Annotated in this window: 14 protein-coding genes; 5 read left to right on the forward strand and 9 right to left on the reverse strand. The window is 72.2% G+C overall.

Annotation, left to right across the window (positions count from 1 at the left end):
- The first annotated feature begins 14 nt into the window (after nt 1-14).
- The gene (locus AB0J69_RS56145) at nt 15-659 is read left to right on the forward strand and encodes a hypothetical protein (RefSeq protein WP_364136485.1); all 645 of its coding nucleotides are present in this window, start codon (nt 15-17) and stop codon (nt 657-659) included.
- A 33-nt stretch (nt 660-692) separates the two neighbouring features.
- Here the strand turns inward: AB0J69_RS56145 and AB0J69_RS56150 are convergent, their stop codons facing one another.
- From AB0J69_RS56150 to AB0J69_RS56165, 4 genes are read right to left on the reverse strand one after another with little or no spacing between them, the layout of a single operon-like run.
- A complete protein-coding gene (locus tag AB0J69_RS56150; RefSeq protein WP_364136487.1) occupies nt 693-1,892 on the reverse strand; it encodes a DegT/DnrJ/EryC1/StrS family aminotransferase in 1,200 nt (399 codons plus the stop codon).
- A 34-nt stretch (nt 1,893-1,926) separates the two neighbouring features.
- Complete coding sequence (locus AB0J69_RS56155) at nt 1,927-2,643, reverse strand: amidohydrolase family protein (protein WP_364136489.1); 717 nt, start codon at nt 2,641-2,643, stop codon at nt 1,927-1,929.
- A complete protein-coding gene (locus AB0J69_RS56160; protein WP_364136491.1) occupies nt 2,640-3,326 on the reverse strand; it encodes an amidohydrolase family protein in 687 nt (228 codons plus the stop codon). The genes AB0J69_RS56155 and AB0J69_RS56160 overlap by 4 nt, the downstream gene beginning before the upstream one ends.
- Nucleotides 3,327-3,335: 9 nt before the next feature.
- Nucleotides 3,336-5,243, reverse strand: a complete 1,908-nt coding sequence (locus AB0J69_RS56165; protein ID WP_364136493.1) for a hypothetical protein — start codon at nt 5,241-5,243, stop codon at nt 3,336-3,338.
- Between the two features lie 337 nt (nt 5,244-5,580).
- Here AB0J69_RS56165 and AB0J69_RS56170 point away from each other — a divergent pair, with 337 nt between their 5' ends.
- From AB0J69_RS56170 to AB0J69_RS56180, 3 genes are read left to right on the forward strand one after another with little or no spacing between them, the layout of a single operon-like run.
- Entirely contained in the window at nt 5,581-6,399 is an 819-nt protein-coding gene (locus AB0J69_RS56170) for a hypothetical protein (protein ID WP_364136495.1), read from the forward strand.
- Nucleotides 6,396-7,124: an amidohydrolase family protein gene (locus tag AB0J69_RS56175; RefSeq protein WP_364136497.1), complete on the forward strand. Its 729-nt coding sequence runs from the start codon at nt 6,396-6,398 to the stop codon at nt 7,122-7,124. Before AB0J69_RS56170 ends, AB0J69_RS56175 begins: the two co-directional genes overlap by 4 nt.
- Nucleotides 7,125-7,167: 43 nt before the next feature.
- On the forward strand, nt 7,168-9,129 hold the full coding sequence (locus tag AB0J69_RS56180; protein ID WP_364136499.1) for a hypothetical protein: 1,962 nt from the start codon (nt 7,168-7,170) through the stop codon (nt 9,127-9,129).
- A gap of 55 nt (nt 9,130-9,184) precedes the next feature.
- Here AB0J69_RS56180 and AB0J69_RS56185 read toward each other — a convergent pair whose 3' ends face one another.
- From AB0J69_RS56185 to AB0J69_RS56205, 5 genes are all read right to left on the reverse strand, one after another.
- The gene (locus tag AB0J69_RS56185; RefSeq protein WP_364136501.1) at nt 9,185-10,084 is read right to left on the reverse strand and encodes a dihydrodipicolinate synthase family protein; all 900 of its coding nucleotides are present in this window, start codon (nt 10,082-10,084) and stop codon (nt 9,185-9,187) included.
- 69 nt (nt 10,085-10,153) lie between these two features.
- Nucleotides 10,154-11,014, reverse strand: a complete 861-nt coding sequence (locus AB0J69_RS56190) for a carbohydrate ABC transporter permease (RefSeq protein WP_364136513.1) — start codon at nt 11,012-11,014, stop codon at nt 10,154-10,156.
- A 2-nt stretch (nt 11,015-11,016) separates the two neighbouring features.
- On the reverse strand, nt 11,017-11,883 hold the full coding sequence (locus AB0J69_RS56195) for a sugar ABC transporter permease (protein WP_364136503.1): 867 nt from the start codon (nt 11,881-11,883) through the stop codon (nt 11,017-11,019).
- A gap of 56 nt (nt 11,884-11,939) precedes the next feature.
- Entirely contained in the window at nt 11,940-13,190 is a 1,251-nt protein-coding gene (locus AB0J69_RS56200) for a sugar ABC transporter substrate-binding protein (RefSeq protein WP_364136505.1), read from the reverse strand.
- Nucleotides 13,191-13,276: 86 nt separating this feature from the next.
- Nucleotides 13,277-14,578 (reverse strand): DegT/DnrJ/EryC1/StrS family aminotransferase, encoded by a 1,302-nt coding sequence (locus tag AB0J69_RS56205; RefSeq protein ID WP_364136507.1) that lies wholly within the window; start codon nt 14,576-14,578, stop codon nt 13,277-13,279.
- Nucleotides 14,579-14,621: 43 nt separating this feature from the next.
- On the opposite strand from AB0J69_RS56205, the gene AB0J69_RS56210 reads away from it, so the two are divergent.
- The coding region (locus AB0J69_RS56210; RefSeq protein WP_364136509.1) for a hypothetical protein at nt 14,622-15,464 on the forward strand (843 nt) is incomplete at its 3' end.

Consider the following 15,464-nt stretch of genomic DNA (forward strand, 5'->3'; position numbering starts at 1 on the left):
ATCACCTTGATCACATGCCGGTCCTTTCCCGTGGCAGGCACCGCAATCCCAAGCGCGGGGCCTGCTTCATGGAACTGGCCTCCTACCTGGCCGGAGAACGCTGGAGCGACCATCCGGCGTGCACACACCCGTTGCTGGCCGCACTCGCCCGCCTGGTCAACGACAACACCAGCGACGAGAGCCGGGCCAAGCTCGTCCGGCTGGTCCCCTCCATCATCGGCCTGGCCAGCGACGACCTGCGCGTGGACGCGCACATCGCGCTGCGCTGCGCCACCACGGCCCTGCCGGTGGCGGCGGCCGAGCGCCAGCTCGCGCTGGCGGTGTCGGTGCTGGCCGCCGAGGAGATGCTGGCCAGGCTCGAAGGAGCGCCGTCGGGGCGGCTGAGCGAGCGCAGCCGGCGCGCGATGGAGGAGGTCCCGCACGCGACCGAGCAGGCCAGGCGCTTCAGCCGGGCGGCCCGGATCACGGAGAAGGGCTTCCGCCGGTACGCGGCGCCGAACGCGGTGCAGCTGGCGGTGGTGGGGATCGTGCAGGCCTGCGTACCGGACCCGGACGCGCTGCTGTGCACGCTGCTGGAGGAGACGATCGCGGACTGCGACGCCTTGATCCGCACCCAGGAGAGCGCCGCTCCGGTCCCCGCGTTCCCGATCCACGCCTGACCCGGTTCACCTCCCGGCTCGTGGCCGCTCACTTCACGACGTGAGGACCTTGGCCAGGGCTTCGGCGATCTGGGCGGCGTTGCCGGGATCGTCCATGAGCATGGACTGGCGTACCCAGATCACCTCGCGGGCGGCCGCCACGGCGGCGGGGCAGGACTCCGGCCGGGCGCCCGCCCCGGTGAGCGCCGCCATGGTGCCGAGCGGCGGGTAGCCGCCGTCGAGCGGGACGCCCTCCGCCGCCAGGGCCGCCAGCAGGAACGACCGGTCGAAAGGCACGTGCAGGCGCAGCATGAGCAGGTGGCGCGAGTCGCGGGTGGTGCCCGGCGGTTGCGGGACCACCGTCACCGGCCGCTGGCCGGAGGCCCCCTCGCCGTCGTGGCCGGCGGGCATCGGGATGGCGGCCAGCTCGCGCTCGACGGCGGCGCAGAAGGCGTTCCTGCGGTCGATCTCCTGGTCCAGCCGGTCCAGCCAGGGCAGCAGGAGCGCGGCCTGGATCTCGGTCAGCCGCAGGTTCCAGCCGACGGAAGGGTGGCCGTACCAGGCGCCGCCCCGTTGGCGGCCAAGGTTGCAGACCGACCAGACGGCGTCGTGGACGGCCTCCTCCCGGCAGACGACGAGGCCGCCCTCCCCCGCCGTCATCGCCTTGCTCGCCTGGAAGCTGTAGACGCCGGCGTCGCCGAGCCCGCCGACCGGGCGCCCCCGGTAGGCCGCGCCGTGCGCCTGCGCGGCGTCCTCGATGACCGCCAGGCCGTGCCGCGCGGCGAGCGCGTTCAGGGGGTCCATGTCGGCGGGGCTGCCCGCGAGGTGCACCGGCATGATCGCGACCGTGCGCGGGGTGAGCGCCGCCTGCGCCGCGGGCACGGACAGGTGCAGGTCGGCCGGGTCCACGTCGGCGATCACCGGCGTGGCCCCGGCGAGCAGCACGGCCGTGGCCGAGGCGACGAACGTGTACGCCGGGACGATCACCTCGTCGCCGGGCCCGACCCCCAGGCCGCGCAGCGCGGCGAACAGGCCGAGCGTGGCGTTGCCGACGGTCACGCCGTGCTCGACGCCGGAGCGGCGGGCGAGCGCGGCGGCCAGGTCCGCGCACATCGATCCGCCCTGTGTGGCGCCCCACTGGCCGCTGTCCAGCACGGTGGTGACCAGCTCGCGCTGGGCCTCGTCGAGCGGCGGCGGCCAGGCCGGCCAGGGCGCGGTGCGTACGGGGGCTCCGCCGTGGAGGGCGAGCGTCATGGATGGGTCCTTCCAGCAGTCGTCGGGGGCGCCGTCACAGGGCTCTTTTCAGCAACCGCGCGAGGTTGCCGCCCTGGATGAGGGCACGGTCGGCGTCGTCGAGGGGGGCCAGGGCCACGCGCCCGAAGCCGATCCGCAGGTCGAGGAAGCAGGCGTCGGAGCCGTAGACCACGCGGTCGGCGCCGATCAGGCCGGCCAGGCGGGCGATCCAGCGGCCGGTCATCTTGGAGCCGCAGATCTCCAGGTAGACGTTCGGGTGCCCGCCCACCAGGTCGGCCGCGCGGGCGAAGCCATGGGGCCAGAGCCCGGCGTGACCCAGCAGCAACGGCACGTCCGGGTGTCGCCGGGCCACGGTGACGAACTGCTCGGGGTCGCTCCACGGGGAACCCGTCTGGCCGTGGGCGAGCACCGGCAGGCCCAGCTCCCAGACGGGATCGTAGCGGCGGTCGTCGAGCCGGCACTCGTGCACGTCCGGGTGGAGCTTCACGCCCCAGACGCCCGTGCCGGTGAGCCGGTTGCGCTGGTGGGGGTTGTAGACCTGCCAGACGCCGAACCGGCCGGGATGGCGCTCGGCCGCGTCGAACGCCCGCCGGTTGCCCTCCTCGGCGTCAGGACCGACGGCGAGCAGGTGGCTGATGCCGATCGCCTCGATGCCGAGCAGGTCCATCAGGGTGACCATGCCGCCGGCCGACTGGTCCGGGATGAGGAAGTCCGGCCACGGGCCGAGGTGGCCGTGCGCGTCCAGGATCACCGGCGGCCTCCTTGCCCGAACAGGCCGCCGCCCGAGGCGATCAGGTCGATGTCGGCCTCCGGGAGTTCGAGGTGGTCGAGCAGGAAGCGGGGCCCGCAGTCGTCCATGACCGGGGCGCCGGTCCCGAACACCAGCCGCTCCGCGCCGTAGTGCGTGGCCAGCCACTCGACGCCGCGCTGGGTGTTGACGGTGCCGATCTCCAGCCAGAGGTCCGGGATCTCGGACATGAGCTCGCCGATCGCGCGCAGCCGCCGGTAGCCGGGGTTGAGCAGCAGGATGCGCTGTCCGGGCAGCAGGCGGGCGAGGGCGAGGAGCTCCCCCGGCGAGGTCTCGTCCAGCTCGATGGCCGCGATGGCGCCGAGGTCCGCCAGCCTGCGCACGGCCGTGGGGCCGGTGAGCTCGAACCGGTGGCGCGCCGGGCAGAGCCGGACCATGGGAACGTCCCAGTCCGGCGCCGGCCCGAACGCCTCAGGGAGCAGCACCGGCACCGGGAGGAGCCGGGGGTCGCTCAGGGCCAGCAGCGCCTCGTTCCCCGCGTGGACGTCGGAGTAGAGGCTGAGCGTGTGGGTCACGCAGGCGCGGTGGACGCCCAGCCGGTCCATCTCCGGCAGCGGATCCCGGGGCAGGTCGTCGAAGGGCACGGGGCCGATGAGCCGGTGGGCGTCCAGAACTAATTTCGGCACAGACCGAAATTAGCCTTGCGGTGGTGTGACGGTCAAGAGCGGGCAGCCGGGGTTCAGGTCGATCCTCGCCAGGTGCCGGCCGCTCAGGGCCCACGCCTTCCAGGAGCCGGGCTCGAAGTGGAGCTGCGGGTTGGTGTACCAGTCGTCGCCCAGCCCGGTGGCCAGGTGCCGGGCCGCCCCCAGCGCGCCGGGGCCCGGCTCGTCCGCGCCCAGCTCGTAGGCGTTGCCGCCGCCGAAGAAGGTCGAGACGAACACCCGGCCGCGGTGCACGGTCAGCTCGCCGTACCCGGACAGGGTGCCCTGATGCCTGACCGTCCTGGTGGCCAGGTCGAGGGCGATCCAGGTGCCGGAGTCGCGCTTGTAGACCCCGTAGAGCAGGCCGTCGTGCACCTTGATGTCCTGGAACGTCCGCGCGCCGGGAACCGGGTCCGCCTGCCACCGCACCGTACGGGAGCTCAGGTCGAACGCCGCGACGGAGGCCGCGGTCCTCACCGGCGGGACGCCGCCGCCGCCGAGCACGTCGCCGCCCAGGTAGACGACTCCCGCGCGGGCGTCGAGCGAGAGGCTCATCAGGCTCTGGCCGGGGATGACACCCAGGTGGACGTCCATCTCACCGGTGTCCGGGTCCACGATCGTCAGGGCGCCCTCCAGCTTGCCGCCCAGCGGGGCGGAGGCGACCAGCAGCTTGTCGGTCACCGGGTCGTACTCGATGTCCCACGGGCGCTGCTGGTCGTGGCCCAGGTAGCCCAGGCTGCGGATCCGGTCGGTGCGCAGGTCGACGGAGATGATCTGGCCGCTGGGGTAGATCGCGGCGTAGATCTTGTTCCCGCGGCGCACCAGGTCCTTGGGCTCGCCGGGTACGCGGAACCTGCGCTGCGCGCCGGTACGCAGGTCGCGGACGTCCATGAAGAAGTGGCCGCCGACGTAGACGGCCCGGCCGGGCACCAGCAGCATGCTCTGCGGACGCTCGGCGCCGGCCGGCAGTCCGGCCTCGATCAGGTCGGTGAACTCGGACTCGCCGGTGCGCAGGTCCAGCCACCACATGCCGCCGCTGCCGGAGAAGCCGGCCAGGGTGTGGTCGTCGACGAGCGCGAGCCGCCTGGTCTCGTCCTCCTGCGACGGCGGGCCGGCGACCTTGGTGAGCGCGCTGTCGCCCGTGCGGTAGCGGTGGACGGCGCCGTCGGGGCGCGAGGTGCCGTAGACCGTGCCGTCGGGGGCGACCGTGAGCGCGTCGAGGCTGCCGGAGCCCAGGGAGACCCGCCTGGCGTCGGTGCCGTCCTTGCGGACGTCGATCAGGACCGGCCCGCTCACCGCGAGGATCCGGTCGCCGTGCTCGGCCACGACGCCGATGCCGGCCGTCCCCTGGGCCAGCTCCCTGACCGCGCCCGTCTTCCGGTCGATGGCGACGAGCCTGCCCTTGTCCAGCAGGCCCGCGTAGACGTTGCCGGCGTCGGCCGCGACCGCTCTGACGTAGCGCTCCCCCGTGGCCAGCACGCCGAAGTCGCGCACCGCGCCGGTGGCCGGGACGTACTCCTTGACCCGGCCGTCGGGATAGGTCCCGGCGTAGAGGGTGCCGTCTGGTGCCGCGGCCAGGGACCAGATGTAGCCGCCGTTGCGGCCGAACGAGCCGAGGTGCGCCACCTCGCCGGTGGCCGGGTCGAAGCGGTAGAGGTCGGGCACGGGGTAGGTGCCGACGTAGACCTTGCCGCCGGACACCGCCGTGGCCCAGCCGCCCTCCGGCTCCCCGGTCGCCGGGGCGTCGGGCAGGCGTACGCTCCTGACCACCTGGCGAGTGGCCAGGTCGATCTCGGCCAGCACGGGCGGCTTCTGGCCGCGGGTGACGACGTAGCCCTTGCCCTCGTGGACGACGGCGCCCACGATCGCGCCGGTCACCGACGCCGGCCCGGACGTCTCCACGCGCTGCCCGGCACACGACGGAGCTCCCTGCGCGAGGCTCCGGGCGGCCGCCCGCACGGGGGCCGCCGACGCCGGGGCTGCCGACGCCGGGGTTGCCGATGCTGGGGTTGCCGATGCTGGGGTTGCCGATGCTGGGGCTGCCGATGCTGGGGCTGCCGATGCCGGGGTTGCCGATGCTGGGGCTGCCGATGCTGGGATCGCGGATACGAGCAAGGCGGCGGCCAGAGCCGCCGACATCACGAGGGGACTGCGCGGCATGACCGCACCTCCGCACATTGTTGCCCAATTTTGGTCCAGACCGTAATCTTCTGAGCAGGATTAGTCAATGGAGGCTGGTGTGACGGCGTTCGACGCGCGTGAACTGGTCGGCGAGCTCGAGGTGACCCTCGACGTGGACGTGCTGGTCGGGGCGTACCCCGACCGCGACGGACCGCCGGGAACGCCGGGATCCGTCCTGGAGGCCCTGGCCGCGCACCGCATCCGGGCGGGCGCGGTGGCGTCGCTGCGGGCGGCCCTGTTCGACATGCGCTCCGGGAACGACGAGGTCCTGGCCCTCTCCGGCGGCCCGCTCGCGCCGGGCGACAGCACGGGCGGGGGCTCGGGCTCGGGCTCGGACGAGGGCTCGGGCTCGGGCTCGGGCGGGGGCAGCGGAGCCGGCGTGGTTCCGGTCGGGACCGTGGATCTGCGTGACCCCATCGGCGCGGTGCGCGAGATCGACCGGCTGGCGCCGCTGGGCGTGCGGGCGATCAGGCTGTTCCCGGACGAGCAGGGCGTCGAGGCGGGCTTCCCCTCGGTCCGGCACGTCGCCAGGAGGGCCGCCGCGCTCGGCCTCGTGGTGCTGACCGGCGGCGACGTGCGGCGCTTCTGGCAGCCGTTCGCCGGGCTGGACGCCAAGGTGGTCTTCCTGGACACGCACTTCTACCACCTCGGCGACTTCCTCGTGGCCGCCGCCGACGAGCCCGGGTTCCACACCTCGACCCGCCTGCTCAACTCCCCCGACGCGCTGGAGACCGTACCGGCCGACCGGCTCCTGTACGGCTCGCGCACCCCCCACTACGAGCCCGTCGTCCCCCTCCTGCGCCTGGCGACCAGCGGGCTGAAGCCGGACGAGATCGCCGCGGTGGCGGGCGGCAACGCGAGGAGGCTGTTCGCATGATCATCGACGTGCACGCCCACTGGGGCCCGTGGTTCTTCTCCATGGACGTGGCCGGGGCGAACCTGGCCACCATGGACCGCTTCGGCATCGATCTGTCGATCGTGTCGGCCACCGAGGCAGTGATCTACGACGCCCGCGCGGGCAACCGGGCCCTGGCCGAGTGGCTGGCCACGCAGGACCGCCACCTGGGGTACGTCACGATCAACCCCCGCAGGCCGGCCGACGGCGAGCGGGACCTGCGGGAATACCTGCCCACCGGCAAGTTCGCGGGCGTCAAGATCCACACCGACTACACGGGGTCGCCCGCCTCCTCGCCGCAGACGCGCGAGGCGCTGGCCATGGTCGCGGCGGCTGGGGTGCCCGCGCTGGTCCACACCTGGGGGACCACGGTGCTGGACCTGGCCCAGGTCTGCCTCGACACGCCCGGCCTGCGCGTCATCGCGGGGCACATGGGCGCCGACGGCTTCGCCCACGCCATCGAGGCCGCGAACGCCTGCGACCGGCTCTATCTGGAGCCGTGCTACTCCCACGCGCCGGCCGGCCGCATCGCCCAGGTGGCCGCCGGGGTGGACCGCACGCGACTGCTCTTCGGCACCGACTCGACCCTCATCGACCCGGCCTCGGCGTACGGCGCGGTGGCGGCCGCGGGCCTGGACGAGGAGACGGCCGAACTGGTGGCGTGGCGCAACGCCGCGCGGCTCTTCGATCTGGACATTACGGCCTAGGCCGTAATAGCGTGCGGCCAACCTTCCCGAGGAGTATCAGCGAATGATCCCCCGCCGCCGTTTCCTCCAGGCCGCAGCCGCCTCGGCCGCCGCGACCACCATCCCCGCCCTCGCCACCGGCCCCGCCCACGCCACCGCCACCGCCACCGCCACCGCCTCGGGCCGCGAGCCCGAGGGCACGATCACCGACCTCGGCCCGGCCAGCGTCACCAGCCCGCTGGGCAACGCCGAGTTCGTCGGCGACGTGCTCCACCTGGGCTCGCGCGGCCTGGCACCCAACGTCGTGGGCGCCTGGGACCTGGCCCAGGACAAGGTCACGGCCCACTTCGAGATCCCCACCGGCGTGGGCATCTGGGCGATGTGCAAGGTGGGCACCGACGTCTACGTGGGCACCCACTCCAGGTCGGACCTGTACAGGATCGACACCTTGACCGGCACGACCACGAAGGTCGCCCAGTACCCCGACCCCTACATCTGGACCATGGCCGCCTCGCCCGACGGCAAGGTCTACATGGGCATGTCACAGCCGGGACGCGTGGTCGAGTACGACCCCGCCACCGGCGCCAGCCGCGACCTCGGCCAGCCCGCCCCCGGTGAGGCGTACGTGCGCAGCATCCAGGCCGACGACACCCACGTCTACGCCGGGGTCGGCAGCAACGCCCACCTCGTCGCGATCGATCGCCGGACGGGCGAGAAGCGCGAGTTGCTGCCCGCCGAGGTGGCCGACCGCGACTGGGTGTCGAGCATGTCGATCAGCGGCACGCACGTGGCCGGCGGCATGAACTCGCTGGCCGAGCTGCTGGTGCTGGAGAAGGCGAACCCGGCCGCGTACAAGATCGTCAAGGCCACCGCGCCGGGCGAGAAGTACATCGTCTCGGTGCTGATCCACGACGGATGGGTGTACTTCGCCGGCCGCCCGTCCGGCACGTTCTACCGCTACCGCATCGAGGACGGCACGTACGAGGTCCTCGGCGTGCCGTTCCCGGAGGCGCAGACCGTCCGGATCCTGGAGCACGGCGGCCGGATCTATGGCGTCCAGGAGCCGGGCATCTTCGTCTACGACCCGGCCACCGGCGTGATCGACTACGTAAGCCACGTGCAGAAGGGGTTCAGGGCGGCCCCCGAGGAGCCCATGTCCGTGCACTCCGACGGCAGGCGCGTCTACGTCGGCGGCAAGGGCGGCTGTGACCTGCACGACCTGGCGACCGGCCAGGTCACCCGGCTGCCCATCCCGGGCGAGCCGAAGACCATCATGACCGCCGGGCACACCACCTACCTCGGGGTCTACACCCAGGCCGCCCTGTACTCCCACCGCGCGGGCGACCCCGAGGCCAAGCTCCTCCTGCGCACCGGCCACAACCAGGACCGGCCGAAGGACCTGTGCCACGACAAGCTGACCGGCCTGATCGTGATGTCCACCCAGCCGGAGCCCGGTCACCGGAACGGCGCGCTCGACGTCTACGACCCCAGGACCGGCCGGCTCGACACCTATCGCCCGGTGGTCGAGCGCCAGACGGTGTTCTCGCTGACCGCCCGGCTGGGCACCGTCTACCTGGGCACCAGCACGCAGGAGGGCCTCGGGTCGCCGCCGGTGACGTCGACGGCCCGGCTGGCGGCGTTCGACCTGCGTACCCGTGAGGTGAAGTGGGAGGTCGAGCCGGTGACCGGCGCGAGCAGCGTCACGAGCCTCAAGCACACGACCCTCGCCCTGTACGGCATCACCGGCGACGGTGTCCTGTTCGAGTTCGACCCGCGCGGGCGCGAGGTCACCCGCACGCTCAAGGTGTGCGAGCGCGGCGGCGACCTGGTGCTGGCCGGGCGCAACGCCTACACCAGCGACGAGAACGCGGTCTACAAGATCGACCTGGTCGCCTTCACCTCCAGGAGGCTCGTGGAGGGGCTGGCGAGCGACTGGTTCGGCGGCGGTTCCCGGCTCGCCATCGATCCCTCGCGCAAGGCGCTGTACGGGCTCAAGGGCCGCAACCTGATCCGGATCGCCCTCTGAGCCCTGCGGCGAACCGGGCCCTGAGCTGACCGGGGCACCGGGCTGGGGGCGACCCTCAGCCCGGGACCGCCGCCAGGACCCCGGCGCGCTCGCCGTCCGGCAGGCCGGGGCCGTACGGGTCGAAGGCGTGCGACTCGGGGATGAGCCCCTCCGCGGCGGCCACCCACAGCATCCGCTGCACGTAACCCTCCATGGGCGCGGTGAACGTGGCCGCGGCCAGCCGGTCCAGCCGCGCGGACGCCCGCTCGAACCCCCGCAGATCATCCCCCTCGAACGCGCGCAGCACCGCCGCCGTCGTCTCCACCGACGCGGCCGCGATGCCCACCAGCGCCGCCTGCGCCCCCCAAAGGAGCGAGGGGCCGAACATCCGGTCCTCGCCGGTGATGGCCAGCCGGTCCGCCTCGCGGGTCCGGGCGATCGCCTCCTGGCAGCCCATCGCATCGGACAGCAGCGCCGTCTTGAGCCCGGCGACGCCGGGATGCCGGACGATCCCGCGCAGCACGGCGGGCGGGCACGGCGCGGTGTACAGGTCGAACGCGATCATCGGCAGACCGGCCGCCGCCCACACCTCGTCGTGCAGCGCCGCCCGGTCGCCCTCCGAGGGGAACACCAGCACGCCGTCGGCTCCCAGCTCGGCGGCCACCTTGGCCTCCTCGGCCGCCGGGGTCGAGCCCCCGCCGACGCCGGCGATCACGGGGAGGCCCGTACGGCACGCGCGCCCGATCAGGCCGGCCCGGACGCCGGGCGGCAGGAAGGGGCCGCGGCCGGTGTGGGCGAGCACGGCCAGGGCGTCGGCGCCCGCGGCGGCCAGGCCGCGGAAGTACGCCTCGGCGATGTCGAGGTCCACCTCGCCCGCCGCGGTCATCGGCGTCGCGGCGGCGGCCACCAGGGCGCCGCGCAGGCGATCGCGCAGCCGCGCGGCCCGCGGGTCGATCGGCGCGCTCGTCGTGCTCATCGTCGTTCCCCTCACCGGATGGCCTTCATCAGACGGTCTGGGCGACAAGCCTAGGCGCTCAGCTCCGGGTCACTTCAGCCCGGTCATGGCGATGCTGTTGACCAGGTAGCGCTGCAGCAGGAAGAACACCAGCAGGCAGGGCACCGCCGAGACGGCGGCCGACGACATCAGCGTCGCCCACTGCAGCTCTTCCGTCTTGAGCACCGTCAGCCCCACGGTCAGCGTGCGGGTGGCGTCGCTCTGCGAGATGACCAGGGGCCACAGGAAGTCGTTCCAGTGCCACAGGAAGACGAACACGCCCAGCGTGGCCAGGATCGGCTTGGTCAACGGGATCACGATCGTCCAGTAGACGCGCAGCTCGGAGGCCCCGTCCACCTTGGCGGCGTCGAACAGCTCGTCCGGCAGCCCGAGGATGAACTGGCGCATCAGGAAGACCGCCTGCGAGTTGGCCAGCGTCGGGACGATCAGCCCCCAGAAGGTGTCCGCTCCGCCGAAGTCGGACACCAGCACGTAGAGCGGGATGAGCGTGGCCTGGAACGGCACCATCATCGTGGCCAGGAAGGTCCACAACATGGCGTCGCGGCCGGGGAAGCGCTTCTTGGCGAAGGCGTACCCGGCCATCGACGCCGTGAGCAGGATGATCACGACGGACACGGCCGAGTAGACCAGCGAGTTGATCGTCCACTCGGCGAACCCGGAGGCGTTCAGGACCCGCGTGATGTTGTCGAGGGTGAGCGAGTCGGGCCACTGCGCGGGCAGGGTCGGCTCGCCCCTCGGCGACAGGGCCACGACGAGCATCGCAATAAACGGGCCCATCGTCAGCAGCGAGATGACCGAGAGCAGCGTGTACAGCGCCCACTTGCGGCCCCGGCGCCGGGGCGCGGCGGTCTGCCCGCCGGCCCGGGCCGTGGCGGGACGCGCGGCCGTCATCGTCACGTGTTCTCCTTGCCGACGAAGCGGCGCTGGATCAGCGAGACGACCAGGACGACGGCGAAGAGCACCATCCCCCACGTGGCCGCGTAGCCGAACTCCCAGAACCTGAAGCCGCGTTCGAAGATGCCGTAGATGAGGGTGTAGCTGGCCTTGGCCGGCCCGCCGCCGGTCATCACGTAGATCGTGTCGAAGACCTGGAACGAGGCGATCGTCTCGATCACCAGCACGAAGAAGAGGGCGGGCTTGAGCAGGGGCAGGGTGATGGAGCGGAAGCGTTGCCAGGCGCTCGCGCCGTCCACCCGGGCCGCCTCCAGGTAGGAGCCGGGGATGGCCTTCAGGCCGGCCAGCAGGATCAGCATGGAGTAGCCGAAGCCCTTCCAGCAGGAGACGAGGGCCAGCGCGGGCAGCACCAGCTCCGAGCGCTCCATGAAGGCGACCGGGCCCAGGTCCAGCTTGGCCAGCATGCCGTTGATCAGGCCGTCGAACTCGTAGATCCAGCGCCAGATGAGGCCGGCGAAGACGAAGCTGGTCACGTACGGCAGGAAGAGGATGCCGCGGAACAGCCCGCGCAGGAAGACGATCGAGTTGAGCAGCAGCGCGGTGCCGAGCGAGACCAGAACGACCAGCGGCACGTAGATGGCCGTGTACACCAGCGTGGCGCGCAGGCTCGACCAGAAGTTGGGGTCGTTCACGAGCCGGGTGTAGTTGTCGGCGCCGATGAAGCTCCACTCGCCGCCGATGTTCCAGTTCGTCAGGCTCATGCCCGCCGCGCCCAGCGTGGGGAAGATCTTGAAGATCAGGAAGAGCACGAGCATGGGGAGGACGAACAGCAGTCCCGTGATCGGATCGCGCAGGCGATGACGCACCGGGGTTCACACCTTTCCAGAAAACGGGGCCTCCACGCGGGGAGGCCCCGATCGTGTCAGCTGCCGCCGGCCAGCAGCTCGTTGCCCTCCTTCGCGGCCGCGTCGAGAGCCGTCTTGGCGTCCTCCTTGCCGAGCAGCGCCGCCTGGACGTGCGCCGCGATCATCGACATGACCTGGCGGGCCTTGGGGTGGGTGTCACCGGGGAAGGCGAACTCCAGCGACTTGGCGAACTCCTTGGACGTCGCCGACTGGTCCGGGATGGTCACGTCGGTACGCGCGGAGAAGAAGCCCGACTCCTTGGCCAGCGGCCCGGCCACCTCGGGGGAGGCGACGTAGGCGGCGAACTTCTTGGCCGCGTCCTTGTTCTCGGAGTGCTTGGCCAGCACCAGGCCGCCCGGGATGCCGAACGCGACCCGCTTCGAGCCCTCCAGCGGCAGGCCGATGCCCACGTTCTCTGCGCCGATGGCGGCGCCGAGCTGGTCGGCCTGGAGCGCCGTGGCGGCGTGGTACATCGCGGTCTTGCCGGAGGCGAGCGCGCCGCCCTCGATGTCGTTGCCCTTGCTGGCGGTGTTCTCCGGCAGGCCGCCGACGGTCTTGAGGTCCAGCAGGAGCTGCAGGCTGTCGATGCCCTGCTGGTTGTTGACGGTCACGCTCTTGCCGTCGGCGGCGAAGACCGAGCCGCCGTTGGCCCACAGGATCGGGTAGAAGCTCTGGTTGAGCGAGACCTCAGGCTTGCCCGGGTAGTCGAGCACCGCGACCTTCCCGGCGGCGAGCTTGGGCGCGGCCTCCTTCAGCTCGGCCAGCGTCTCGGGCACCTTGGTGACACCCGCGTCGGCGAAGAGCTTCTTGTTGTAGATGGGGGCGGTGATCGTCTGGTAGATCGGCACGCCGTAGAGCTTGCCGTCCACGGTCAGCGCGGTGAGCGCGTTGAGCAGGTAGCTCGCCTTGGCGGGGGCGACCACGTCGTCCACGGGCTCCAGCGTGCCCTGCTGGGCGTACTGCGGGATCTGGTCCGGGCCGAGCACCACCAGGTCGAAGCCCTTCCTGGAAGCCAGCGCCGTGGTGACCTTCTCCTGGCGTCCGTCCCAGGGCTGCTGGTCGATCTTGACGTCGATGGCGGGGTTCGCGGCCTCGAAGTCCTTCTCGACCTTGTCCCAGAAGGCCTTGTGCTTGGCCTGGTCCATGATGACGGGGTACATCCAGAGGGTGACCGTGCTCTTGTCCGAGCCCGAGCCGCCACCGGATCCGCACCCGGCGATCACGACGCTCAGGGCGGCCACGACTCCGGCTGCCGTTAGCTTCCTCATCGGTGGCTTTCCTTTCCCGAATACCGGTCCTGACCGAAACCTAGTGAGCGGCGAGCAGCCGGTCAATGCTTGATACATGAACGTAACTAGGCCCTTCCGGGATAGCGCCGGACACTGTCGGCGATCGCCGCCACGTGCTCCGACGTGTAGTGTTCGTTCCAGTCGATGACCACGAGCGTGCTGTCGACCAGCCGCTCGGCCACCGGGCAGCCGGCAGGACGATAGCCCTCCAGGGGATAGTCCGAGGTGCCGTAGACGGGCCCCTTCCACAGCGGGGCCCGGTTGAGAGGTTCCTTGAGGTATCCGGCCCGTGCCGGAATCCCGTCCGCGCTCAGGTGCGCGGCCAGCTCCGGGGCGTCGCCGCCGGGCAGTACGAGCGGGAACAACCACCAGGCGTGCCCGTCAGGGCGGGGCAGCCGGATCACGCCGCGCCCCTCCCCCGCAGCGGCCGGCTCGCCGCCTTCCAGCACCCCGTCCAGGCCGCGCAGCGCCTCGATGAGCTGTCCGGCGGTGCGGCGCCTCGACTCCACGACGCCCGGCAGCTTCGCCAGCTGCGCCCGGGCCACCGCCGCCTGCAGCTCGGTCATCCGGTAGTTCAGGCCGAGGCTCTCGTGCGAGCGGCCGGCGGCCCGGTCCCAGCCCTTGTCCGCGAACAGCCGCATGCGCCTGGCCAGCTCGTCGTCGTCGGTGATCGCGACGCCGCCGTCGCCGCAGGTGATGTGCTTCCACTGCTGCAGGCTCAGGGTGCCCACGTGGCCGGCCGTGCCCGCGTAGCCCCTGGTGGGCAGCTCACCGGAGAGCTCACCAAGCTGCCCACCGGCCTGCTCGCCAGGCGGCCCGCCGGCCTGCTCGCCAGGCGGCCGGCCGGGCTGCCCGGCGGGCAGCTCCGCGAGCCACGCCTGGGCGCAGTCCTCGATGAGCACGAGGCCGTGCTCGTCCGCCAGGGCCCGCAGCGCGGCGATCCGGGCCGGTGCCCCGAACAGGTGCACGGCCATGATCGCGCGGGTGCGCGGCCCGATGAGAGCGGCCACGGAGTCCGGGTCGAGGTTGCCGTCGGACGGGTCGACGTCCGCGAAGACAGGAACGGCGTTCTGCGCCAAGATGGGGGCCACGGTACCGAAGTCCGTGATCGGCGTCGTGATGATCTCGTCCCCGGGGTCCGGCGCCGCCGCGACGACCGACAGGTGGAGGGCCGCGGTGCCGGAGCTGCACGCGATCGCGTGGCGCGAGCCGTACAGCTCGCCGACCTCGCGTTCGAGCGCCCGCGCCTCGGTCCCCCAGACGGAGTTGAGCATGCCGGAGCGGATCACCCGCTCCAGTGCCGCCATCTCCTCGTCGCCGAGGGTGCGGCCCGCGGGTTCGGCCATGTTGGGAAAGTGCAGGGTCACCGGATAACCTTTCGGTCTAGACCGTATTAAGAAGGAGGCGCGGGTGGGTATCGTCATCGGAGTCGTCGGCCCGCACGATCTGGTCGACGACGTCGCGGCCACCTGCGAGGAGCAGCCGGGTGTCAGCGCGCTGCGGCTCGACTACGATCACGAGTCGCAGGCCCCGGCCATCGTCGAGGCGCACACCACCTCGGTCGAGGGCTGGCTGTTCACCGGCATCGTCCCGTACATGCTGGCCCGCGCCGCCGACGTGCTGTCGCGTCCGGCCGCCTTCGTCGACTACTCGGGCGCGACGCTGCTCAGCGCCCTGGTACGCCTCCAGCACGAGGGCCACGACATCACCCGCCTGTCCATCGACACCATCTCCCCCGCCGACGTCGCCGCCACCTTCCACGAGGCCGGGCTGCCCACCGAGCAACTGCGCACCCTCGGCTACCGCCCGGAGCAGACCTCCAAGAAGGTCATCGCCTTCCACCGCCGCGCCCCGACGCATCCCGTGATCACCTGTCTCAGCTCGGTGCACGAGGCGCTGCGCGGCGAGATGCAGGTGCTGCGGCTGGCGCCGTCGGTGCACTCGGTCCGCGTGGCACTGCGCCAGCTCCTGCTGACCGCCGAGGGTCAGGCGCAGGAGGACGCGCAGATCGCGCTCGGCCTGGTGGAAATGGACGGCGAGGAGGGGCTGCTGCGCGAGGCCGGCGCGCTCGGCGGCACGCTGGCCGCCTTCCGCGGCGGCACTCACCTGCTGGTGACCACCCGGGGCCCCCTCCACGACGCCACCGGCGGCTTCACCGGGCTGCCCATGCTGGCCAGGCTCACCGCGCACAGCGCCGTGGCCCGGGTGGGTTTCGGCCTCGGGCGCAGGGCCGCCGAGGCCGAGAGCCTGGCC

It is taken from the genome of Nonomuraea sp. NPDC049709, assembly GCF_040674815.1.
In the GTDB taxonomy this organism is placed as follows: domain Bacteria; phylum Actinomycetota; class Actinomycetes; order Streptosporangiales; family Streptosporangiaceae; genus Nonomuraea.